Raw genomic sequence first — 22,777 nt, 5'->3', positions numbered from 1 at the left:
TCCGCTGTGTTAGCTGACTAAACTAGTATCATTCCCCGAAGTATTCAGGATGAGAACGTATAACGATGAAAGGCAGTAACAAATCCCGCTGGGCAATCGCCGCTGGCATCATTGTGGTGGTCCTTGCCGCCGCCTGGTACTGGCACAGTCAATCTGCGAACTCCGCCGCTCCCGCTGGCGCCAGCAGCCAGGCCCAGCGCCCGGCTGGCGGCGGCCGTCACGGCATGCGCGGCGGCGCGCTGGCACCGGTTCAGGCGGCGACGGCGGTGAGCAAAGCCGTTCCGCGTTATCTGACGGGGCTCGGAACCATTACCGCCGCCAACACCGCCACGGTGCGCAGCCGCGTTGACGGTCAGCTCATCGCAATCCACTTCCAGGAAGGTCAGCAGGTCAAAGCGGGCGATCTGCTGGCGGAAATCGACCCGAGCCAGTTTAAAGTCGCCCTCGCTCAGGCGCAGGGGCAGCTCGCGAAAGACAAAGCCACCCTCGCCAACGCCCGTCGCGATCTGGCGCGCTACCAGCAGCTGGTGAAAACCAACCTCGTTTCTCGTCAGGAGCTGGACACCCAGCAGTCGCTGGTCAGCGAAACGCAGGGCACCATCAAAGCCGACGAGGCCGCCGTCGCCAGCGCGCAGCTGCAGCTGGACTGGAGCCGCATCACCGCGCCGATTGACGGACGCGTGGGCCTGAAGCAGGTCGATATCGGTAACCAGATCTCCAGCGGCGACACCACGGGCATCGTGGTGATCACCCAGACCCACCCGATTGATTTAGTCTTTACCCTGCCGGAAAGCGATATCGCAACCGTCATGCAGGCGCAAAAAGCCGGTAAAGGCCTGGTGGTGGAAGCCTGGGACCGCACCAACAAGCAGAAGCTGAGCGAGGGTTCCCTGCTCAGTCTGGACAACCAGATCGATACCACCACCGGCACCATCAAGCTGAAGGCGCGCTTTAACAACCAGGACGATGCCCTCTTCCCGAACCAGTTCGTCAACGCGCGAATGCTGGTCGCTACCGAAGAGAACGCGGTAGTGATCCCTACCGCAGCGCTGCAGATGGGTAACGAAGGAAGCTTTGTCTGGGTGCTGAACAGCGACAATAAAGTGAGCAAACATCTGGTGAAAACCGGGATTCAGGACAGCCAGACGGTGGTCATCAGCGCCGGGCTCTCCGCCGGCGACCGCGTGGTCACCGACGGCATCGACCGTCTCACCGAAGGCGCGAAAGTTGAGGTGGTTGAACCTGCGAAACAGGGAGCGACCTCCTGATGCAGGTTATGCCCCCGAGCTCTACAGGTGGGCCGTCACGCCTGTTTATCCTCCGCCCTGTCGCCACCACGCTGTTGATGGTGGCGATCCTGCTGGCCGGGATTATTGGCTACCGCTTCCTGCCCGTGTCGGCGCTGCCGGAGGTGGATTATCCAACGATTCAGGTTGTCACTCTCTATCCTGGCGCCAGCCCGGACGTGGTGACGTCCGCCATTACCGCCCCGCTGGAGCGCCAGTTTGGCCAGATGTCCGGATTAAAACAGATGTCCTCCCAGAGTTCCGGCGGGGCATCCGTCGTGACGCTGCAGTTCCAGCTAACGCTGTCACTGGACGTCGCCGAGCAGGAAGTGCAGGCCGCCATCAACGCCGCCACCAACCTGCTGCCGTCGGACCTGCCTAACCCGCCGGTCTACAGCAAGGTGAACCCGGCGGATCCGCCGATCATGACGCTGGCCGTCACCTCCTCCGCCATGCCGATGACCCAGGTCGAAGACATGGTCGAAACCCGCGTGGCGCAGAAGATTTCACAGGTCTCCGGCGTCGGCCTCGTCACGCTGGCGGGCGGCCAGCGCCCGGCCGTGCGCGTCAAGCTTAACGCACAGGCGATTGCCGCGCTGGGACTGACCAGCGAAACCATCCGCACCGCCATCAGCAGTGCCAACGTCAACTCGGCGAAAGGCTCGCTGGACGGCCCGACCCGTGCGGTCACCCTCTCGGCAAACGACCAGATGCAGTCCGCCGACGAATACCGTCAGCTGATTGTGGCCTACCAGAACGGCGCGCCTATCCGCCTGGGCGATGTCGCCACCGTGGAACAAGGCGCGGAAAACAGCTGGCTCGGCGCGTGGGCGAACAAGCAGCAGGCGATCGTGATGAACGTGCAGCGCCAGCCGGGCGCCAACATCATCGAAACCGCCGACAGCATCCGCACCATGCTGCCGCAGCTGATTGAAAGCCTGCCGAAATCGGTCAGCGTAAAAGTCCTTTCCGACCGCACCACCAACATTCGTGCGTCGGTCACCGACACACAGTTCGAGCTGATGCTGGCGATTGCGCTGGTGGTAATGATCATTTACCTGTTCCTGCGCAACGTTCCGGCAACCATTATCCCCGCCGTCGCCGTGCCGCTCTCTCTGGTCGGGACCTTTGCGGTGATGGTGTTCCTCGACTTTTCGATTAACAACCTGACGCTGATGGCGCTGACCATCGCCACCGGGTTCGTGGTGGATGACGCCATCGTCGTTATCGAGAACATCTCGCGCTATATCGAGAAAGGTGAAAAGCCGCTGGCCGCCGCGCTGAAGGGCGCAGGGGAAATCGGCTTTACCATTATCTCGCTGACCTTCTCGCTGATTGCGGTGCTGATCCCGCTACTGTTTATGGGCGACATCGTCGGGCGGCTGTTCCGCGAGTTTGCCGTGACGCTGGCGGTCGCCATTTTGATCTCTGCCGTGGTGTCGCTGACCCTGACGCCGATGATGTGCGCCCGCATGCTGAGCCACGAGTCCCTGCGCAAGCAAAACCGCTTCTCCCGCGCCTCCGAGCGGATGTTCGAGCAAATTATTGCCGCCTACGGTCGCGTGCTGGCGAAAGTGCTGAACCATCCGTGGGCAACGCTTGGCGTGGCACTGGGCACGCTGGCGCTCAGCGTAATGCTGTGGATTTTTATTCCGAAAGGTTTCTTCCCCATCCAGGATAACGGCATTATTCAGGGCACGCTTCAGGCTCCGCAGTCGGTCTCCTTCGCGAACATGGCGCAGCGCCAGCAGCAGGTGTCTGAGATCATCATGAAAGACCCGGCGGTGGAGAGCCTGACGTCCTACGTGGGGGTGGATGGCACCAATCCGTCGCTCAACAGCGCGCGTCTGCAGATCAACCTCAAGCCGCTGGATGAGCGCGACGACCGCGTGAACGCCGTCATCGAGCGCCTGCAAAGCGCCGTGGCCCGCGTGCCGGGCGTTGAGCTTTACCTGCAGCCGATTCAGGATTTGACCATTGATACCCAGGTCAGCCGCACGCAGTATCAGTTCACGCTCCAGGCTACGTCGCTTGATGCCCTCAGCACCTGGGTGCCGCAGCTGGTTGAAAAACTTACCACCCTGCCGCAGCTCGCCGACGTCAGCAGCGACTGGCAGGACAAGGGGCTGGCGGCCTACGTCAACGTTAACCGCGACACCGCCAGCCGTCTGGGCATCACCATGTCTGATGTGGACAACGCCCTGTACAACGCCTTCGGGCAGCGCCTGATCTCCACCATCTACACCCAGGCGAACCAGTACCGCGTGGTGCTGGAGCACAACACCGAGCACACCCCCGGCCTGGCCGGCCTGGACTCGGTGCGCCTGACCAGCAAAGACGGCGGCATTGTGCCGCTGAGCGCCATCGCCACGGTGGAGGAGCGCTATACCCCGCTGTCGATTAACCACCTGGATCAGTTCCCGTCCACCACCATTTCCTTCAACGTGCCGGACGGTTACTCGCTGGGCGAGGCGGTGGAAGCCATCCAGGCTGCTGAAAAAGCGCTCAGCTTCCCGTCCGACATTCAGACCCAGTTCCAGGGCAGCACCCTGGCGTTCCAGGCCGCGCTGGGCAACACCGTCTGGCTGATCGTCGCGGCGGTCGTGGCGATGTACATCGTGCTCGGCGTGCTGTACGAAAGCTTTATCCACCCGATCACCATCCTCTCTACCCTGCCAACGGCGGGCGTGGGGGCGCTGCTGGCATTGATGCTGGCGGGCAGCGAGCTGGACGTTATTGCCATCATCGGCATCATCCTGCTTATCGGGATCGTGAAGAAAAACGCCATCATGATGATCGACTTTGCGCTGGCCGCCGAGCGCGAGCAGGGCATGTCGCCGCGCGATGCTATCTTCCAGGCCTGCCTGCTGCGTTTCCGCCCGATCCTGATGACCACGCTGGCCGCCCTGTTGGGCGCGCTGCCGCTGATGCTCAGCACCGGCGTCGGCGCGGAGCTGCGCCGCCCGCTGGGTATCGGTATGGTCGGGGGCCTGCTGGTGAGTCAGGTGCTGACGCTCTTCACCACGCCGGTGATCTATCTGCTGTTTGACCGCCTGGCGCTGTGGACCAAAAGCCGTTTCCCGAAACGTGAAGAGGAGGCGTAAGTGAAGTTTTTCGCCCTCTTCATTTACCGTCCGGTGGCGACGATTTTACTCTCCATCGCCATTACCCTGTGCGGCGTGCTGGGCTTCCGGCTGCTGCCAGTAGCCCCCCTGCCGCAGGTGGATTTCCCGGTGATCATGGTCAGCGCCTCGCTGCCGGGTGCGTCACCGGAGACCATGGCCTCGTCCGTTGCCACGCCGCTGGAGCGTTCTCTTGGGCGGATTGCGGGGGTCAACGAGATGACCTCCAGCAGCTCGCTGAGCAGCACGCGCATCATTCTGGAATTCAGCTTCGACCGAGATATTAACGGTGCCGCCCGTGACGTGCAGGCGGCCATTAACGCCGCGCAAAGCCTTCTGCCGAGCGGGATGCCGAGCCGTCCGACCTACCGCAAGGCCAATCCGTCCGACGCGCCAATCATGATCCTGACGCTGACCTCTGACACCTATTCTCAGGGGCAGCTGTACGATTTTGCGTCGACCCAGCTGGCGCAGACGATCTCACAAATCAACGGCGTGGGTGACGTGAGCGTTGGCGGCAGTTCTCTGCCCGCCGTGCGCGTGGGCCTGAACCCGCAGGCGCTGTTCAACCAGGGCGTGTCGCTGGACGACGTGCGCTCCGCCATCAGCAGCGCCAACGTGCGTAAACCGCAGGGGGCGATTGAGGACGGCAGCCACCGCTGGCAGATCCAGACCAACGACGAGCTAAAAACCGCCGCGGAATACCAGCCGCTGATTATTCACTACAACAACGGCGCGGCGGTACGCCTGAGCGACGTCGCCAGCGTCACCGACTCGGTGCAGGACGTGCGCAACGCCGGGATGACCAACGCTAAACCGGCCATCCTGCTGATGATCCGCAAGCTGCCGGAGGCGAACATTATTGAGACGGTGAACAGCATTCGCGCCCGTCTTCCGGACCTGCAGGAGACCATCCCGGCAGCAATCGATCTGCAAATTGCCCAGGATCGCTCCCCGACCATCCGCGCCTCGCTGGAAGAGGTGGAGCAAACGCTGATTATCTCCGTCGCGCTGGTGATCCTGGTGGTGTTCCTGTTCCTGCGCTCCGGCCGCGCGACGCTGATCCCGGCGGTGGCCGTGCCGGTGTCGCTGATTGGGACCTTTGCCGCCATGTACCTGTGCGGCTTTAGCCTTAACAACCTGTCGCTGATGGCCCTGACGATTGCGACGGGCTTCGTAGTGGATGACGCCATCGTGGTACTGGAGAATATTTCCCGCCACCTTGAAGCGGGCGTGAAACCGCTGCAGGCCGCGCTGCAGGGCACGCGCGAGGTGGGCTTTACGGTACTTTCCATGAGCCTGTCGCTGGTGGCGGTCTTCCTGCCGCTGCTGCTGATGGGCGGGCTGCCGGGCAGGCTGCTGCGGGAGTTTGCCGTCACGCTCTCGGTCGCCATCGGGATTTCGCTGGTGATTTCCCTGACGCTGACGCCGATGATGTGCGGCTGGATGCTCAAGCGCAGCAAGCCTCACTCGCAGCCGCGCCGCAAAGGCTTTGGTCGTTTTCTGATGGCGATGCAGGAAGGCTACGGCAAATCGCTGAAGTGGGTGCTGAACCACACGCGGCTGGTCGGTCTGGTGCTGATCGCCACCATTGGGCTCAACGTCTGGATGTACATCACCATCCCGAAAACCTTCTTCCCGGAGCAGGACACCGGCGTGCTGATGGGCGGCATTCAGGCGGACCAGAGCATTTCATTCCAGGCGATGCGCGGCAAGCTGCAGGACTTTATGAAGATCATTCGTGAGGATCCGGCTGTAGACAACGTCACTGGCTTTACCGGCGGCTCGCGCGTTAACAGCGGGATGATGTTCATTACCCTTAAGCCGCGCGGCGAGCGCAACGAAACCGCCCAGCAGGTGATTGACCGCCTGCGTGTGAAGCTCGCCAAAGAGCCGGGCGCCAACCTGTTTTTGATGGCCGTTCAGGATATCCGCGTCGGCGGGCGGCAGGCGAACGCCAGCTACCAGTACACGTTGCTCTCGGATGATTTAGCCGCCCTGCGCGAGTGGGAGCCGAAGATCCGTAAGGCGCTGGCCGCCCTGCCGGAGCTGGCGGACGTGAACTCCGATCAGCAGGACAACGGCGCGGAGATGGCCCTGACCTACGACCGTGAAACCATGTCGCGGCTGGGCATCAACGTTGAAGCCGCCAACAGCCTGCTAAATAACGCCTTCGGCCAGCGGGAGATCTCCACCATCTATCAGCCGATGAACCAGTACAAGGTGGTGATGGAGGTGGATCCGCGCTACACCCAGGACATCAGCGCGCTGGATAAAATGTTTGTGATTAACAGCGACGGCAAGGCGATACCGCTCTCGTACTTTGCCAGCTGGCGACCAGCCAACGCGCCGCTGTCGGTGAACCATCAGGGGCTGTCGGCGGCGTCGACCATCTCCTTTAACCTGCCCGCCGGTTCGTCGCTTTCCGAGGCCAGCGACGCGATCAACCGCGCGATGACCCAGCTTGGCGTGCCGTCCACCGTGCGCGGCAGCTTTGCCGGGACCGCGCAGGTGTTCCAGGAGACGATGAACTCGCAGGTGATTTTGATCCTGGCGGCCATTGCCACGGTCTATATTGTGCTGGGCGTCCTGTATGAGAGCTACGTTCACCCGCTGACCATCCTCTCTACGCTGCCGTCGGCGGGCGTGGGGGCGCTGCTTGCGCTGGAGCTGTTTGGCGCGCCATTCAGCCTGATCGCGCTTATCGGAATTATGCTGTTAATCGGCATCGTAAAGAAAAACGCCATCATGATGGTGGACTTTGCGCTGGACGCCCAGCGCAACGGCAACCTCTCGCCGGAAGAGGCCATTTTCCAGGCCTGCCTGCTGCGCTTCCGTCCAATCATGATGACCACCCTGGCGGCGCTGTTTGGCGCACTGCCGCTGGTTATCTCGGGCGGAGACGGCTCAGAGCTGCGCCAGCCGCTGGGGATCACCATCGTCGGCGGCCTGGTGATGAGCCAACTGCTGACGCTGTACACCACGCCGGTGGTCTATCTGTTCTTCGACCGCCTGCGGCTGCGCTTTTCGCGTAAAAACAGAGAAACGGTAAACGGGTAAATGACTGAGCTTCCCAGCAACGTTCGCTGGCAATTGTGGATAGTCGCCTTCGGCTTCTTTATGCAGTCGCTGGATACGACCATCGTTAACACCGCCCTCCCCTCGATGGCGAAAAGCCTGGGGGAGAGCCCGCTGCATATGCATATGGTAATTGTCGCCTACGTGCTGACGGTTGCGGTGATGCTGCCCGCCAGCGGCTGGCTGGCGGACAAAGTGGGCGTGCGGAATATCTTCTTTACCGCCATCGTGCTGTTTACCGCTGGCTCGCTGTTTTGCGCCCAGGCCAGCACCCTCGACCAGCTGGTGACGGCGCGCGTGCTGCAGGGCGTCGGCGGGGCGATGATGGTGCCCGTCGGGCGGTTAACGGTGATGAAGATTGTGCCACGCGAGCAGTACATGGCGGCGATGACCTTCGTCACCCTGCCCGGCCAGGTGGGGCCGCTGCTCGGCCCGGCGCTGGGCGGGATGCTGGTGGAGTACGCCTCCTGGCACTGGATCTTCTTGATCAATCTGCCGGTGGGCATCATCGGCGCCATCGCCACCCTGACGCTGATGCCGAACTACAAAATGCAGACCCGACGCTTTGATTTCTTCGGCTTTATTCTGCTGGCGGCGGGCATGGCTACGCTCACCCTGGCGCTCGACGGGCAAAAGGGGCTGGGCATTTCGTCCCTGACGCTCGGGTTGCTGGTGGTTATCGGCATCACCGCCATTCTGTGGTATCTGTGGCACGCTCGCGGGAATGATAAGGCGCTGTTCAGCCTGAACTTATTTAAAAATCCCACCTACCGCCTTGGCCTGTTCGGCAGCTTCGCCGGACGTATCGGCAGCGGCATGCTGCCGTTTATGACGCCCGTGTTTCTGCAAATTGGCATGGGGTTTTCGCCGTTTCACGCGGGCCTGATGATGATCCCGATGGTGCTCGGCAGCATGGGGATGAAGCGCATCGTGGTGCAGGTGGTGAACCGCTTTGGCTACCGTCACGTGCTGGTGGCCGCCACGCTGGGGCTGTCGCTGGTCAGCCTGCTGTTTATGACCGTGGCGCTGATGGGCTGGTACTACATCCTGCCGCTGGTGCTGTTCTGCCAGGGGATGGTCAACTCCATGCGCTTCTCGTCGATGAATACCCTCACGCTGAAAGACCTGCCGGACGATCTGGCGAGCAGCGGCAACAGCCTCCTGTCGATGATCATGCAGCTCTCCATGAGCGTCGGCGTGACCATCGCGGGTTTACTGCTCGGCATGTACGGCCAGCACCATCTCAGCGTCGACACGCCGGTGGCGCATCAGGTCTTTCTATATACCTATATCAGCATGGCGGTGATTATCGCCCTGCCCGCCGTCATCTTTGCCCGAGTGCCGGATGATACCAGCAAGAACGTCGTCATCAGGCGCGGCAAAAGGAGTGGCTCATGAAATTCTGGCGTCCGGGTATTACCGGCAAGCTCTTCGTGGCGATCTTCGCCACCTGTATCGTCCTGCTGATCACTATGCACTGGGCGGTGCGGATCAGCTTTGAGCGCGGTTTTATTGATTACATCAAGCATGGCAATGAACAGCGTTTACAGGGCTTAAGCGATGCGCTGAGTGAACAGTACGCCCAGCACGGCAACTGGCGTTTTCTGCGCAATAACGACCGCTTTATTTTCCAGATCCTGCGCTCGCTGGAGCACGATGCTGGCGACGATCGGCCTGGCCCGGGCATGCCGCCGCACGGCTGGCGCACCCAGTTCTGGGTAATCGATCAGGATATGCGCACGCTGGTTGGGCCGCGCGCGCCGATACCGCCGGACGGCACCCGCCGGGCGATTAAGGTGAATAACGCGACCGTCGGCTGGGTTATCGCCTCACCGGTGGAGCGCCTGACGCGCAACACCGATATCAACTTTGACCGCCAGCAGCGCCGGACCAGCTGGCTGATCGTCGCTCTCTCCACCCTGCTCGCCGCGCTCGCCACCTTCCCGCTGGCGCGCGGTCTGCTCGCGCCGGTGAAACGGCTGGTGGAAGGCACGCACAAGCTGGCCGCCGGGGATTTCACCACCCGCGTCGACACCCGCAGCCAGGACGAACTGGGCAAGCTGGCGCAGGACTTTAACCAACTCGCCAGCACGCTTGAGAAAAACCAGCAGATGCGCCGCGACTTTATGGCCGATATTTCCCACGAGCTGCGCACCCCGCTGGCGGTGCTGCGCGGCGAGCTGGAGGCGATTCAGGACGGCGTACGCCAGTTTACCCCCGAATCGGTGGCCTCTCTGCAGGCGGAGGTGGGCACGCTCACCAAGCTGGTGGATGACCTCCACCAGCTTTCCATGTCCGACGAAGGCGCGCTGGCCTACCAGAAGGCGCCCGTCGATGTCATTAACGTGCTCGAAGTTGCCAGCGGCGCCTTCCGGGAACGGTTTGCCAGCCGCAACCTGAAAATCGACCTCTCCCTGCCGGACAGCGCGGTGGTGTTTGGCGACAAAGACCGGCTGATGCAGCTGTTCAACAACCTGCTGGAGAACAGCCTGCGCTACACCGACAGCGGTGGCGGGCTGCATATCTCCGGCAGGCAGGACAACGGACGCTTCGCCCTCACCTTCGCCGATTCCGCCCCCGGCGTGCAGGACGCGCAGCTGGAAAAATTGTTCGAGCGCTTTTACCGCACCGAAGGCTCCCGCAACCGCGCCAGCGGCGGTTCCGGCCTGGGGCTGGCGATTTGCGTTAACATCGTCGAGGCGCATAATGGCACCATTCGCGCCGCCCATTCGCCTTTTGGCGGGGTTAGCATTACAGTAGAGTTACCTCTGGAACGGGATTTATCGAGAGAAGTATGACCGAGTTACCGATTGACGAAAACACGCCGCGCATTTTGATCGTCGAAGATGAACCCAAGCTGGGACAACTGCTGATCGACTATTTACGCGCGGCCAGCTATGCCCCGTCACTGATCAGCCACGGCGACCAGGTGCTGCCGTACGTGCGCCAGACTCCGCCGGATCTTATCCTGCTGGATTTAATGCTGCCTGGCGTTGATGGCCTGACCCTGTGCCGGGAAATTCGTCGCTTCTCCGACGTGCCTATCGTGATGGTTACCGCCAAAATTGAAGAGATTGACCGCCTGCTGGGGCTCGAAATTGGCGCGGACGACTACATCTGCAAGCCCTACAGCCCGCGTGAGGTAGTGGCCCGCGTGAAAACCATTCTGCGCCGCTGCAGGCCGCAGCGCGAGCTTCAGATGCTGGACGCCGAAAGCCCGCTGATTGTGGATGAGAGCCGCTTCCAGGCGAGCTGGCGCAGCAAGCTGCTGGACCTCACCCCTGCGGAGTTCCGCCTGCTGAAAACCCTCTCCCACGAGCCGGGAAAAGTCTTCTCCCGCGAACAGCTGTTGAACCACCTGTACGACGATTACCGCGTGGTGACCGACCGCACCATCGACAGCCACATCAAAAACCTGCGCCGCAAGCTGGAGGCGCTGGACGCCGAGCAGTCGTTTATTCGCGCGGTGTACGGCGTGGGATATCGCTGGGAAGCGGATGCGTGCAGGATTGCCTAGTTAGCCGCTGGTTAATCCAGGCCGGGTAAGGCGAAGCCGTCACCCGGCACAATAACTTTACCTCCCTGCCCCGCAGCGCTACAATGCCCGCCCTTAAAGTGGGGGATCTCCCCTTACCGCTGCACCTGGTGCATGCGGATCTGACCTGTCATCAGAACGAGAACAAACATGTTTAAACCGGAACTCCTTTCCCCGGCGGGAACGCTGCAAAATATGCGTTACGCTTTCGCCTATGGCGCCGACGCCGTGTATGCGGGCCAGCCACGCTACTCGCTGCGCGTGCGTAACAACGAATTCAACCACGAGAACCTGCAGCTCGGCATCAACGAGGCGCATGCTCTGGGTAAAAAATTCTACGTGGTGGTCAACATCGCGCCGCACAACGCCAAGCTGAAAACGTTCATCCGCGACCTGAAGCCGGTGGTGGATATGGGGCCGGACGCGCTGATCATGTCGGACCCGGGTTTAATCATGCTGGTTCGGGAGAACTTCCCGGAAATGGACATTCACCTCTCCGTGCAGGCCAACGCCGTCAACTGGGCGACGGTGAAGTTCTGGAAGCAGATGGGGCTGACCCGCGTCATTCTGTCCCGCGAGCTTTCCCTCGAAGAGATCGAAGAGATCCGCACCCAGGTGCCGGACATGGAAATTGAAATCTTCGTTCACGGCGCGCTGTGCATGGCCTACTCCGGCCGCTGCCTGCTCTCTGGCTATATCAACAAGCGCGACCCGAACCAGGGCACCTGCACCAACGCCTGCCGCTGGGAATATAACGTTCAGGAAGGCAAAGAGGATGACATCGGCAACATCGTCCACAAGCATGAGCCGATCCCGGTAACCAACGTTGAGCCAACGCTGGGCATCGGCGCGCCAACCGACAGCGTGTTTATGATTGAAGAAGCCAAACGTCCGGGCGAGTACATGACCGCCTTTGAAGACGAGCACGGCACCTACATCATGAACTCAAAAGATCTGCGCGCCATCGCCCACGTTGAGCGCCTGACGCAGATGGGCGTGCACTCCCTGAAGATCGAAGGCCGCACCAAATCCTATTACTACTGCGCGCGTACCGCGCAGGTGTACCGCAAAGCCATCGACGATGCGGCGGCCGGTAAACCGTTCGATACCAGCCTGCTGGAAACCCTGGAAGGCCTGGCGCACCGCGGCTATACCGAAGGCTTCCTGCGCCGCCATACCCACGACGACTACCAGAACTACGAGCATGGCTACTCCGTTTCCGAGCGCCAGCAGTTTGTCGGCGACTTCACCGGCGAGCGCAAAGGCGCGCTGGCGGCGGTGGCGGTGAAAAACAAGTTCACCAAAGGCGACAGCCTGGAGCTGATGACCCCGCAGGGCAACATGAACTTCACGCTGGAGCATCTGGAAAACGGCAAAGGCGAAGCGATTGAGGTTGCGCCGGGCGACGGGCATACCGTCTGGCTGCCGGTTCCGGAAGAAGTGGAGCTGAAGTTCGCGCTGCTGATGCGTAACTTCAACGGTGAAAGCACACGTAATCCACACGGCAAATAGTCAATCAGGGAAATTTTTTCGCGCTGGGATAATTCTTAGAATCGGATCACATACCGCTTCGTTCAATACGGGTATTATCCCCCCGCTGAAAAACATAACCCATAAATGCTAGCTGTACCAGGAACCACCTCCTTAGCCTGCGTAATCTCCCTTACGCGGGCTTATTTTTTGCCGCATTCAGTCCACTTATTAAAAATCAAATTGCGTAGACCCACCAATTGAAGGGTGTTGATTCGTGATAGCGTCTGCTGGAAGATCTTTTCGAGAATCGGGCAGGTATACGACATTCATCACAACTTTTAATGAATCTGGCGGGATGGCGCATTATTCGAATTATTCCTAATTCCGGTCTACAACATGCCCTTTACTCTTGATTTCTTGACGATATACGATTTCACATGGATGGAGAGACGACATGACATTTCCTGGTCAGATTTCAAAGGATTTTCCGGATTATGAACTCGCACGTAGTCTGGGTCTTGCCTCCGGCGGGGATATAAATTTCACCGCCCTTGCCAATCAGTTGGACTGTAGCCGTAACTTTAGCCAGGTTGGGATCATCTACTCAGACGGTGCGCGTCAGTGGTTAGTAAGACCCTCAAGGCGGATTGCGACACCAAACGAAAGCTCGGTAAGCCATGTCGTCATCACTAAAGTAAATGCCTCATCAAATAATCCCATCCAGGCAACGACGACGACGATTCAGTCACCGTCATTAGCGACTGAAATAGGTTCTACGGCGATTTCTTGCGGAGCCGCCATTCTTACTGTCGTCCTTGCTGCAGGCGCAGGTATGGCCATTCCTCTCACCGCAGGTTCTTCCGGTGCTGTTGCCGCTGTGATTGTCGCAGGCGGTGTAGCAACAGGAATTCAGTGTGCAAACGGGCTTGGCCGCTTGTCACTTATTGCCATGAATCATAATGACTATGTTGCCTGGATGGACTCCCAGGAGTGGTATACCGCAACCAATACTGCTCTGGATGCGATTTCACTTGCCGGGGCAGCTGCAGGTCTAAAAAGCGCTGTATTAACCTACCGCCTTCTTAATCGCTCGACGTCTGAAAGTTTACTCTCGTTATTACAAAAAATGAGCCGAGCGGACCGCACCCGGTTAACGGAGGAGATCATTCGTATCCGAAATCCCGGGATCTCGAATTCAGGGGTTAAGGCGGCAATGAAAGCTGGGGTTTACCCTAAACGTTATCCATCGGAAGCGCTGCAGTTGCTCTTACAGCGAGAGCTGTTGAATGCTATTTCAAACTCCTCAGCATTTGTTGGAAGTGCTCTCTCGGGTACAATCCGGAATCCTCAGAATATTACACAATCTGGTAAATACGTTTTTGGTCTGATTCAGTCTTTTTCATTTACAGGAAGTTATTGACCCGGACATGATAAATTACATCAAGAAGAGCCTTGCATTAAGTACTGTGATAACAGGTGAAATGGCGACTGACGATTGTCAACGGCTTGAATCATTGAAAGATCGCTTAAAAGATCAGCACGGTGTACCTGTGGGTGTACATATGACTGGCATACCCTTAGCAATAAGTACCTTACTCAGTATTTTTTGCTACGCTATGCTACAAGTTTCTGTCTGGATGTTGCTATTTCGCTTGATCGGCTTACCTGAATTTCAAGTAATGATGGGTGTATTCCTTGGAGCAGTGGTGTATTGCATGGTTGTGATGTGCACGATGTTTTTAACTGCCAGAGGGTCATTGACGGGATTTAAACTGCATATTTCTGTCATTACACTGACTGGCTTGATGAGCATCGTTTATTTTATCTGGACGTGGGTTTCGCTTTTATTCAGCTCTGTAGAGAATTACACACCGCAAATAACTTCATTATTAGGGTTGGGATTTTTCTGCTTGAATATCGTGTGGATGAATACATCGGTCTTTTACCGTTCAATTGCGCTAACGCTACATAATCGGGTGTGGCGTAAGCAGCTGAAAATTGAGAACAGGAACATGACAGGGCTCAAACGTTGACAGCAAGAGTCAATTGAGAGACCGGCCTATAAAAGGTAAACGCCTCAAAGGGGGATACCCCCCTTTCCGCAGCCATATTTTTGTCTTTCATCCTGTTCTTACCCGCTTTTTCCCTCTCTGCTATACACTCTTATTAACGCTAAAAAAGGGAGCAGCGAGGATGGCAACCTATCCAGACAGTTTATTGATTCTCAATGGCAAAAGTGCAGGCAACGATCCGTTGCGTCAGGCGATTATGGGTTTGCGTGACGACGGCGCACGTATCCACGTGCGCGTGACGTGGGAAAAAGGCGACGCGGCACGCTATATCAACGAAGGCTTAGCGTTAGGTATCAGCACCATCATTTCCGGCGGCGGCGACGGCACCATCAATGAGATCGCCTCTGCGATTATCGACCTGCCACCGTCAGATCGCCCGGTGATGGGCATATTACCGCTCGGCACCGCCAATGATTTTGCCACCAGCGCCGGGATCCCGGAAGATTTAGAGAAGGCGCTTCAGCTGGCGATCCTCGGCAAAGCCACCGCCGTGGATATCGCCCAGGTGAATGACAAAACCTGCTTTATCAATATGGCGACGGGTGGATTCGGCACGCGCATTACCAGCGAAACGCCGGAAAAACTGAAGGCGGCGCTGGGCGGCGTGTCGTACCTGATCCACGGATTGATGCGTATGGACACCCTCAAGCCGGACCGATGCGAAATTCGCGGTGAGGATTTTCAGTGGCAGGGCGACGCGCTGGTAATTGGGATTGGCAACGGACGTCAGGCAGGCGGCGGACAGCAGCTCTGCCCGGAGGCGCTGATTAACGATGGTCAGCTACAGCTGCGCATTTTCACCGGCGACGGTCTGCTGCCCGCGCTGTTTACCACGCTGACGCAGCCGGAAGAGAGCCCGAATATCATTGACGGTAAATCGGCGTGGTTCGAGGTGAATGCGCCGCACGGGATGACGTTTAACCTCGACGGAGAGCCGCTTAGCGGGACGCAGTTCCGCATTGAGGTATTACCCGGCGCGCTGCAGTGCAGGCTGCCGCCGGACTGTGTGCTTTTGCGCTGATGTTTCACACGGTGCGCGATGATGCCCTCACCCCAACCCTCTCCCACAGGGAGAGGGAGATGGAGACGTCAGGCAATTGTGACTTTACTGTCCAGATAGACGTCCTGAACCGCATTGATCAGCTTCACACCGTCGGCCATTGATTTCTTGAACGCCTTACGGCCAAGGATCAGCCCCATGCCGCCCGCGCGTTTGTTGATAACTGCCGTACGCACCGCGTCTGACAGGTCAGTATCGCCGCCCGCCGCGCCGCCGGAGTTAATCAGCCCTGCACGCCCCATATAGCAGTTCGCCAGTTGGTAGCGCACCAGGTCGATCGGGTTATCGCTGGTCAGCTTGCTGTAAACGCGATCGTCGGTGTAGCCAAAGTTCACCGCCTTATAGCCACCGTTATTCTCCGCCATTTTCTGCTTCACGATGTCCGCGCCGATGGTGGCCGCCAGATGGTTCGCCTGGCCGGTCAGGTCGGCGGAGACGTGATAATCCACCCCGTCTTTTTTGAACGCCGAGTTACGCAGGTACGCCCACAGCACGGTCACCATGCCCAGCTCGTGCGCGCGCTCAAACGCTGCGGAGATCTCTTCAATCTGACGACGGGACTGTTCAGAGCCGAAGTAAATCGTCGCCCCGACGGCCACCGCCCCCATGTTGAACGCCTGCTCGACGCTGGCGTAGAGGGTCTGGTCATACTCGGTGGGGTAGCTGAGAGTTTCGTTGTGATTCAGCTTCACGAGGAACGGAATGCGGTGGGCATAGCGACGCGAAACCGAAGCCAGCACGCCGTAGGTGGAGGCTACACAGTTACAGCCCGCTTCAATCGCCAGCTCAACAATGTTCTTCGGATCGAAGTAGAGCGGGTTCGCCGCGAAAGAGGCGCCCGCCGAGTGCTCAACGCCCTGGTCCACCGGCAGAATAGAGAGATACCCGGTACCGCCGAGCCGTCCGGTATTGTAGAGGGTCTGCATGTTTCGCAGAACCGCAGGCGGACGGTTGTTATCCACCATCACGCGGTCAACGTAGTCGTGACCAGGCAGGTAAAGCTGGTCGGCTGGAATGGTCATACAACGATGCTGTAAAAGGCTGTCGGCGTCTTTGCCAAGCAACTGCGCAATATCAGTCATGTGATACTCCCGTAAATCCGACGTCGTGTCGGTGTGTGTTTATCCAGTCCCATCTTTTATGGGCAGACTAAGCCTGGTACCGACTTAACAGATTTTCCACCATATGCATTTTTTTTCAGCACAATCTGCTGGCTCGATTCGTGTACAACAAAACTGTTACATTGATCAAACAATCGCCACAAAGGTATTTAAAAGGTATTATTGAGTGGTATGTTAAAGGCGTACCTTATCTGACATGCAGGATTAAAAAATGAAAACGAAAGTCCAACTGTCATTCATGATGTTTGTTGAATGGTTTATCTGGGGCGCGTGGTTTGTGCCATTGTGGCTGTGGCTGAGCAAAAGCGGGTTTACCGCCGGGGAAATTGGCTGGTCTTACGCCTGTACCGCGATTGCCGCGATCCTCTCTCCTATCCTGGTCGGCTCGCTGACGGACCGCTTCTTCGCCGCGCAGAAAGTGCTGTCGGTGCTGATGTTCGCCGGCGCGATCCTGATGTACTTCGCCGCGCAGCAAACCCAGTTCAGCACCTTCTTCCCGCTGCTGCTGGTCTATTCCCTGACCTATATGCCGACCATCGCGCTGACCAATAGCATTGCCTTCGCGAACGTGGACGACGTTGAGGCTGATTTCCCGCGTATCCGCGTGATGGGCACCATCGGCTGGATCGCCTCGGGGCTGGCGTGCGGGTTCCTGCCACAGATGCTCGGCTACAGCGATATTTCCGATACCAATATTCCGCTGCTGATGACCGCAGCCAGCTCCGGCCTGCTCGGCGTCTTTGCCCTGTTCCTGCCGAACACGCCACCGAAAAGTACCGGCAAGCTGGATTTCAAAGTGATGCTGGGGCTTGATGCGCTGGTCCTGCTGCGCGACAAAAACTTCCTGGTGTTCTTCTTCTGCTCGTTCCTGTTCGCCATGCCGCTGGCCTTCTACTACATCTTCGCCAACGGCTATCTCACCGAAGTGGGGATGAAAAACGCCACCGGCTGGATGACGCTCGGCCAGTTCTCTGAAATCTTCTTTATGCTCGCCCTGCCGTTCTTTACCAAACGCTTTGGTATTAAGAAGGTCTTGCTGCTGGGCCTGATTACCGCCGCCATCCGCTACGGCTTCTTCATGTACGGCGGTGCGGAGCAGTACTTCACCTACGCCCTGCTGTTCCTCGGCATCCTGCTGCACGGCGTGAGCTATGACTTCTACTACGTGACCGCGTACATCTACGTGGATAAAAAAGCGCCGGTGCACATGCGCACCGCCGCGCAAGGCCTAATTACGCTGTGCTGTCAGGGGTTTGGTAGCCTGCTGGGTTACCGCCTGGGCGGCGTGATGATGGAAAAAATGTTCGCTTACAAAGAGCCGGTGAATGGGCTGACCTTCAACTGGGCCGGAATGTGGACATTTGGTGCAGTCATGATTGCCGTGATTGCCGTGCTGTTTATGCTGTTTTTCCGCGAATCGGATAAAGAGATCACCGCAATTGAGGTGGTTGATGGCGATACCGCGCTGACACAAGGGGAAGTTAAATGAAACAAGACCGTATTCTCGGGGCCCTTTACGGCCAGGCGTTAGGGGATGCGATGGGCATGCCGTCGGAGCTGTGGCCGAGAAAGCGCGTCAAGGCGCACTTCGGCTGGATCGACCGCTTTTTACCCGGCCCGGCAGAGAATAACGCGGCCTGCTATTTCAAACAGGCAGAGTTCACCGATGACACCTCGATGGCGCTGTGCCTGGCCGATGCGATCATCGAGTGCGACGGGGAGATTAACGCAGACGTTATCGGCAAGCACATCCTGAACTGGGCGCTCGACTTCGACGCGTTCAACAAGAACGTGCTCGGCCCGACCTCGAAAATCGCGCTTAACGCGATTCGTGACGGGAAGCCGGTCAGCGAGCTGGACAACAACGGCGTGACTAACGGGGCGGCGATGCGCGCCTCCCCGCTGGGCTGCCTGCTCCCGGCGACGCGGCTGGAGCACTTTGTGGACCAGGTGGCGCAGGCCTCCAGCCCGACGCATAAATCGGATCTCGCCATTGCCGGCGCGGTGGTGATTGCCTGGGCGGTTTCCCGCGCCATCGATGGGGAACGCTGGCAGAACATCGTCGATGCCCTGCCGGGGATCGCCCGCTATGCGCAGGAGGCGAAAACCACCACCTTCAGCGCGTCGCTCGCGGCACGCATTGAGCTGGCGCTTAAAACCGTGCGGGACGCCAACGGCATCGACTCCGCCAGCGAGCAGATTTATCAGCTCACTGGCGCAGGTACCAGCACCATTGAGTCCGTTCCGGCAGCCATCGCGATGGTTGAGCTGGCGGGAACCGACCCGAACCGCTGCGCCATTTTATGCGCCAATCTGGGTGGCGATACCGACACCATTGGCGCGATGGCGACGGCCATCTGCGGCGCGCTCCACGGCGTGCAGGCCATTGACCCGGCGCTGAAGGCCGAGCTCGACGCCGTTAATCAGCTCGATTTCGGTCACTACTGTGAAAAACTGCTGCACTTCAGGGAGCAAAGGGAGGGCGTATGAATTCTTTTGCCCAACGTCTCGACACCCTGCACGCCACGCGCCCGGTGACGGTGCTGGGCGCGGCGGTGATTGACGTCATCGCCGACGCCTACGCCCTGCCCTGGCGCGGGTGCGATATCGAGCTTAAACAGCAGGGGGTAAATATTGGCGGCTGCGCGCTGAATATCGCCATCGCCCTGAAACGGCTCGGCATTGCGGCGCAAAACGCCCTTCCCGTCGGCCACGGCGTGTGGGCGGATATTATTCGTAACGCAATGGCGAAGCAGGATCTGCACAGCGCCGTGGAGGCTGAAACCGGCGACAACGGCTGGTGTCTGGCGCTGGTGGAGCCTGACGGCGAGCGCACCTTTATGTCCTTTAGCGGCGTCGAGAACCAGTGGCAGCAGCGCTGGCTTGACGAGCTAAACGTCCCGCAAAATAGCCTGGTTTATCTCTCCGGCTACCAGTTGGCCTCGCCGTGCGGCGAGCTGCTGACGGGCTGGCTTGAAGGGCTGGAGGACGTGACGGCGCTTATCGATTTCGGCCCACGCATCGCGGATATCCCCGACGCGCTGATGGCGCGGATTATGGCCTGCAGGCCGATCGTGTCGCTTAATCGCCAGGAAGCGGAGCTCGCTGCTGAAAGGCTGGGCGTTGAGGCTGAAAACCTGGGCGAGGAGTGGCAGCAGCGCTTCGGCGCCGCGCTGATTGTGCGGCATGATAAAGACGGGGCTGCCTGGTATGATGGCGAGGCATCGGGCGTTGTTCCGGCGTTTCCCGCCACGGTAGTGGACACCATTGGCGCTGGCGACAGCCACGCGGGCGGCACGCTTGCCGGGCTGGCGGCGGGATGGTCGCTGGCAGACGCCGTTCTGCTGGGGAATGCCGTGGCGTCCTGGGTGGTGAGCCATCGCGGCGGCGACTGCGCGCCCACTCGTGAGGAATTACTCCTCGCACACAAAGACGTATAGGTCGCTGCGACAGTAGCTGATGCTGTACTCAATCGGCCGGTGCTGCTGGTCAAGCGCAACCTGCTTGATCACCAGCACCGGTATTTTTTCGTCCATCTTAATGTGCGTCTGAAACTCGCTGTCCGGCATGCGGGCGCTGACCCGTGAACGGGTGCGCTGCGGGAAGATATTCTGACTGCGGAAGTAGTCGTACAGCGAAATCCCTATCGCATCCGGTTCGGGAATGAGCCCAACCGGCACCCAGGACTCTTCAATCGACACCGCATCGTCGTCCACATAGCGAATACGCTTCAGCAAAAAGACGTCGCTGTTCGGCTCCAGCGACAGGTGGCACGCCACCTCTTCCGGGCATTTCACCACGCGTTTATTGACCCACAGCGTATTAGGCGTTTTACCGCGCAGCACCACCTGCTGAGAGAACCCGCGCGCTTCCTTGAGCGAGTATTCGAAGATGTTGTTAATTTGCGTGCCGTAACCCCGGGCACGCGTGACAACGCCCTCGGCTTCCAGCGCCTGCATCGCTTTGCGCACGGTGATCCGCGACACGCCGGTTAACTGGCTCAGATCGCGCTCGCCGGGCAAAATGTTCCCGTGCTCCAGCACGCCGCTGCGCACCGCGTTTTTTACCGTTTCGGCAAATTTCAGGTACAGCGGCGTGTTGTCAGGCGCGGCGATCCGTTCAGTCAGTTGAGCAATTAACCGGGTATGCGCTTGTTCCATCTCTGTTTTCTCAGGCGTGGTGTTTCCTGCCAGTATACTGGGTTACCACCACGCATGAAAATGATGAACCGGCCCAATACCGTGACCGACTTCCAGAGTATCGGCTTTAGCCAGCGCCGCCGACAGCCAGATTTTCGCTTCTCGCACCGTATCAGCCCAGCCGTCATGCCGCGGGCGCAGCGCCGCCAGCGCGGCGGAGAGGGTGCACCCCGTGCCGTGGGTGTTTTTGGTCTGTACGCGCGGAGCCGTAAAACGTTGCTCGCCGTCGCGGGTAAAGAGCCAGTCCGGGCTTTCAGCGTCATCCAGATGACCGCCTTTCATCAGCACCGCCCCGCAGCCCATCGCCAGCAGCGCATACCCCTGCTCTTTCATTTCGCGTTCAGTTTGCGCGTGCGACGTGCCTAACAGCGCGGCGGCTTCCGGCAGATTGGGCGTGATGAGCGCCACCTGCGGCAGCAGCTTATTGCGCAGCGTCTCAACGGCGGAGGCGGAGAGCAGCGGATCGCCGCTTTTCGCCAGCATCACGGTATCCAGCACCACGTTTTGCACCTGATAGCGTTTAAGCCGCTCGGCCACCGCCTCCACAATGTCCGTTTCGGCCAGCATGCCGATCTTGGTGGTATCAATCCGCACGTCGCTGAACACCGAATCCAGCTGCGCGGCAACAAAATCCGGCTCGATACGGTAGACCGACTGCACGCCGCGCGTGTTTTGCGCTACCAGCGCGGTAATCACCGAGCAGCCATACGCGCCAAGGGCCGAGAAGGATTTCAAATCGGCCTGGATGCCTGCGCCGCCGCTGGGGTCGGTACCGGCAATGGTCAGGGCGTTAATCCGCTTCATGCCTGTTCCTCCAGCGTGTAGAGCGCATCCAGGAAGGCGCTGGCAAAACTGCCTGGCCCGCGCGAGCGCGCAACGGCTGCCGTTCCGGCGCGCTTCATCCATCCGCAGGCGGCGGCAACGTTATCCAGCCTGTCTCCCGGCAGCGAGCAGCTCGCCGCCACAACGGCAGAAAGCGCGCACCCGGTGCCCACTACGCGCGTCATTAACGGGTCTCCGCCCGTTACCGTTCGGGTCCGTTCTCCGTCAGTGATGTAGTCCACCTCGCCGGTGACCACCACAATGGCATGGGTCTGGCGGGCCAACGCCTGAGCGGCAGGCAACGCGCTGGCGGCGGTGTCGGTGGTATCAACGCCGCGCCCACCCGCGCTCATTCCGGCCAGAGCCAGGATTTCGGAGGCGTTGCCGCGAATGGTGGTCGGGTTCAGGGCCAAAATTTGATGGCAAAAACGGGTGCGGAACGTCAGGGCACCCACCGCAACCGGGTCCAGCGTCCAGGGCTTGCCTGCCGCCACCGCGCTTTCAATGGCACGACGCATCGACTGGGCGCGCGGTGCGGTCAGCGTGCCGACGTTGATTAACAGCGCATCGGCTATCGCGGCAAACTGTTCGGCCTCTTCGGCCTCAATCACCATCGCCGGGGATGCGCCAAGGGCCAGCAAAACGTTGGCCGTAAAGGTCTGTACGACGTCATTGGTCATGCAGTGGGTCAGCGGAGAACGGGTACGGAAGTGGTGTAAAACGTGTAAATCGAGCAGGTCAGGCTGCATGGGTTCGCTCCTGCCTTGCGTGAAGAAGCGATGACCGGGAGGGCATCTGACTTCCCTACGCTGGCATTATCCAGATCAGGTAATACGGGTATTTCTCAGCCTTCAACGAAGAAGGGCACCCCGAGTCATTTGGTAAGAATTGACTTACTTTTTGCCAGATTAGGGGAAGTTGCTGGCTGACGCAAGCGCCCTTGTGGGGATCGCATCTTCACGCAGGGTTGGTGCGAAAGAAAGGGCTGGCAGCGATAATTACAGAACAA

17 protein-coding genes and 1 riboswitch are annotated in these 22,777 nt (G+C 59.3%); of the genes, 13 read left to right on the top strand and 4 right to left on the bottom strand.

Annotated features, from left to right (window positions below; genetic code table 11):
• Nucleotides 1–65 precede the first annotated feature (65 nt).
• From APT89_RS01215 to yegS, 10 genes are all read left to right on the top strand, one after another.
• Nucleotides 66–1,268 carry an MdtA/MuxA family multidrug efflux RND transporter periplasmic adaptor subunit gene (locus APT89_RS01215; protein WP_041909096.1) on the top strand — a complete coding sequence of 401 codons (1,203 nt, stop codon included), beginning with the start codon at nucleotides 66–68 and terminating at the stop codon, nucleotides 1,266–1,268.
• Complete coding sequence (locus tag APT89_RS01210) at nucleotides 1,268–4,390, top strand: MdtB/MuxB family multidrug efflux RND transporter permease subunit (RefSeq protein ID WP_060571633.1); 3,123 nt, start codon at nucleotides 1,268–1,270, stop codon at nucleotides 4,388–4,390. Before APT89_RS01215 ends, APT89_RS01210 begins: the two co-directional genes overlap by 1 nt.
• The gene (gene mdtC / locus APT89_RS01205) at nucleotides 4,391–7,468 is read left to right on the top strand and encodes a multidrug efflux RND transporter permease subunit MdtC (RefSeq protein ID WP_060571632.1); all 3,078 of its coding nucleotides are present in this window, start codon (nucleotides 4,391–4,393) and stop codon (nucleotides 7,466–7,468) included.
• Entirely contained in the window at nucleotides 7,469–8,884 is a 1,416-nt protein-coding gene (gene mdtD / locus APT89_RS01200) for an MFS transporter (protein ID WP_060571631.1), read from the top strand.
• The gene (gene baeS, locus APT89_RS01195; protein ID WP_028013813.1) at nucleotides 8,881–10,284 is read left to right on the top strand and encodes an envelope stress sensor histidine kinase BaeS; all 1,404 of its coding nucleotides are present in this window, start codon (nucleotides 8,881–8,883) and stop codon (nucleotides 10,282–10,284) included. Before mdtD ends, baeS begins: the two co-directional genes overlap by 4 nt.
• Nucleotides 10,281–11,003: an envelope stress response regulator BaeR gene (gene baeR / locus APT89_RS01190; RefSeq protein ID WP_047363139.1), complete on the top strand. Its 723-nt coding sequence runs from the start codon at nucleotides 10,281–10,283 to the stop codon at nucleotides 11,001–11,003. The genes baeS and baeR overlap by 4 nt, the downstream gene beginning before the upstream one ends.
• 168 nt (nucleotides 11,004–11,171) lie before the next feature.
• Entirely contained in the window at nucleotides 11,172–12,533 is a 1,362-nt protein-coding gene (gene trhP / locus APT89_RS01185) for a prephenate-dependent tRNA uridine(34) hydroxylase TrhP (protein WP_008500866.1), read from the top strand.
• A gap of 415 nt (nucleotides 12,534–12,948) precedes the next feature.
• Nucleotides 12,949–13,914 (top strand): hypothetical protein, encoded by a 966-nt coding sequence (locus APT89_RS24435; protein WP_060571630.1) that lies wholly within the window; start codon nucleotides 12,949–12,951, stop codon nucleotides 13,912–13,914.
• A gap of 61 nt (nucleotides 13,915–13,975) precedes the next feature.
• The gene (locus APT89_RS01175) at nucleotides 13,976–14,527 is read left to right on the top strand and encodes a hypothetical protein (protein WP_041911991.1); all 552 of its coding nucleotides are present in this window, start codon (nucleotides 13,976–13,978) and stop codon (nucleotides 14,525–14,527) included.
• A gap of 160 nt (nucleotides 14,528–14,687) precedes the next feature.
• Nucleotides 14,688–15,587 (top strand): lipid kinase YegS, encoded by a 900-nt coding sequence (gene yegS, locus APT89_RS01170; RefSeq protein WP_060571629.1) that lies wholly within the window; start codon nucleotides 14,688–14,690, stop codon nucleotides 15,585–15,587.
• Nucleotides 15,588–15,655: 68 nt separating this feature from the next.
• On the opposite strand, the gene fbaB is transcribed toward yegS, so the two are convergent.
• Nucleotides 15,656–16,708, bottom strand: a complete 1,053-nt coding sequence (fbaB, locus tag APT89_RS01165; RefSeq protein ID WP_008500869.1) for a class I fructose-bisphosphate aldolase — start codon at nucleotides 16,706–16,708, stop codon at nucleotides 15,656–15,658.
• A gap of 250 nt (nucleotides 16,709–16,958) precedes the next feature.
• Here fbaB and APT89_RS01160 point away from each other — a divergent pair, with 250 nt between their 5' ends.
• From APT89_RS01160 to APT89_RS01150, 3 genes are read left to right on the top strand one after another with little or no spacing between them, the layout of a single operon-like run.
• A complete protein-coding gene (locus APT89_RS01160; RefSeq protein ID WP_060571628.1) occupies nucleotides 16,959–18,236 on the top strand; it encodes a nucleoside permease in 1,278 nt (425 codons plus the stop codon).
• Nucleotides 18,233–19,237 carry an ADP-ribosylglycohydrolase family protein gene (locus APT89_RS01155; protein ID WP_041909084.1) on the top strand — a complete coding sequence of 335 codons (1,005 nt, stop codon included), beginning with the start codon at nucleotides 18,233–18,235 and terminating at the stop codon, nucleotides 19,235–19,237. Before APT89_RS01160 ends, APT89_RS01155 begins: the two co-directional genes overlap by 4 nt.
• Nucleotides 19,234–20,187: a PfkB family carbohydrate kinase gene (locus tag APT89_RS01150; RefSeq protein ID WP_060571627.1), complete on the top strand. Its 954-nt coding sequence runs from the start codon at nucleotides 19,234–19,236 to the stop codon at nucleotides 20,185–20,187. The genes APT89_RS01155 and APT89_RS01150 overlap by 4 nt, the downstream gene beginning before the upstream one ends.
• On the opposite strand, the gene APT89_RS01145 is transcribed toward APT89_RS01150, so the two are convergent.
• From APT89_RS01145 to thiM, 3 genes are read right to left on the bottom strand one after another with little or no spacing between them, the layout of a single operon-like run.
• Nucleotides 20,161–20,907 (bottom strand): GntR family transcriptional regulator, encoded by a 747-nt coding sequence (locus APT89_RS01145; RefSeq protein WP_060571626.1) that lies wholly within the window; start codon nucleotides 20,905–20,907, stop codon nucleotides 20,161–20,163. The two genes, APT89_RS01150 and APT89_RS01145, sit on opposite strands and share 27 nt — an antisense overlap.
• A gap of 42 nt (nucleotides 20,908–20,949) precedes the next feature.
• A complete protein-coding gene (gene thiD, locus APT89_RS01140; protein WP_060571625.1) occupies nucleotides 20,950–21,750 on the bottom strand; it encodes a bifunctional hydroxymethylpyrimidine kinase/phosphomethylpyrimidine kinase in 801 nt (266 codons plus the stop codon).
• Nucleotides 21,747–22,517 (bottom strand): hydroxyethylthiazole kinase, encoded by a 771-nt coding sequence (gene thiM, locus APT89_RS01135; protein ID WP_060571624.1) that lies wholly within the window; start codon nucleotides 22,515–22,517, stop codon nucleotides 21,747–21,749. Before thiM ends, thiD begins: the two co-directional genes overlap by 4 nt.
• Nucleotides 22,518–22,552: 35 nt before the next feature.
• Nucleotides 22,553–22,650: riboswitch (TPP riboswitch) on the bottom strand.
• Nucleotides 22,651–22,777: the final 127 nt, after the last annotated feature.

Origin of the sequence: Enterobacter sp. 50588862 (assembly GCF_001462935.1) — a bacterium.
Taxonomy (GTDB): Bacteria; Pseudomonadota; Gammaproteobacteria; order Enterobacterales; family Enterobacteriaceae; genus Enterobacter; species Enterobacter bugandensis.
Note: the sequence above shows the minus strand (reverse complement) of the source record. Positions and strands in the feature narration are given on the sequence as shown.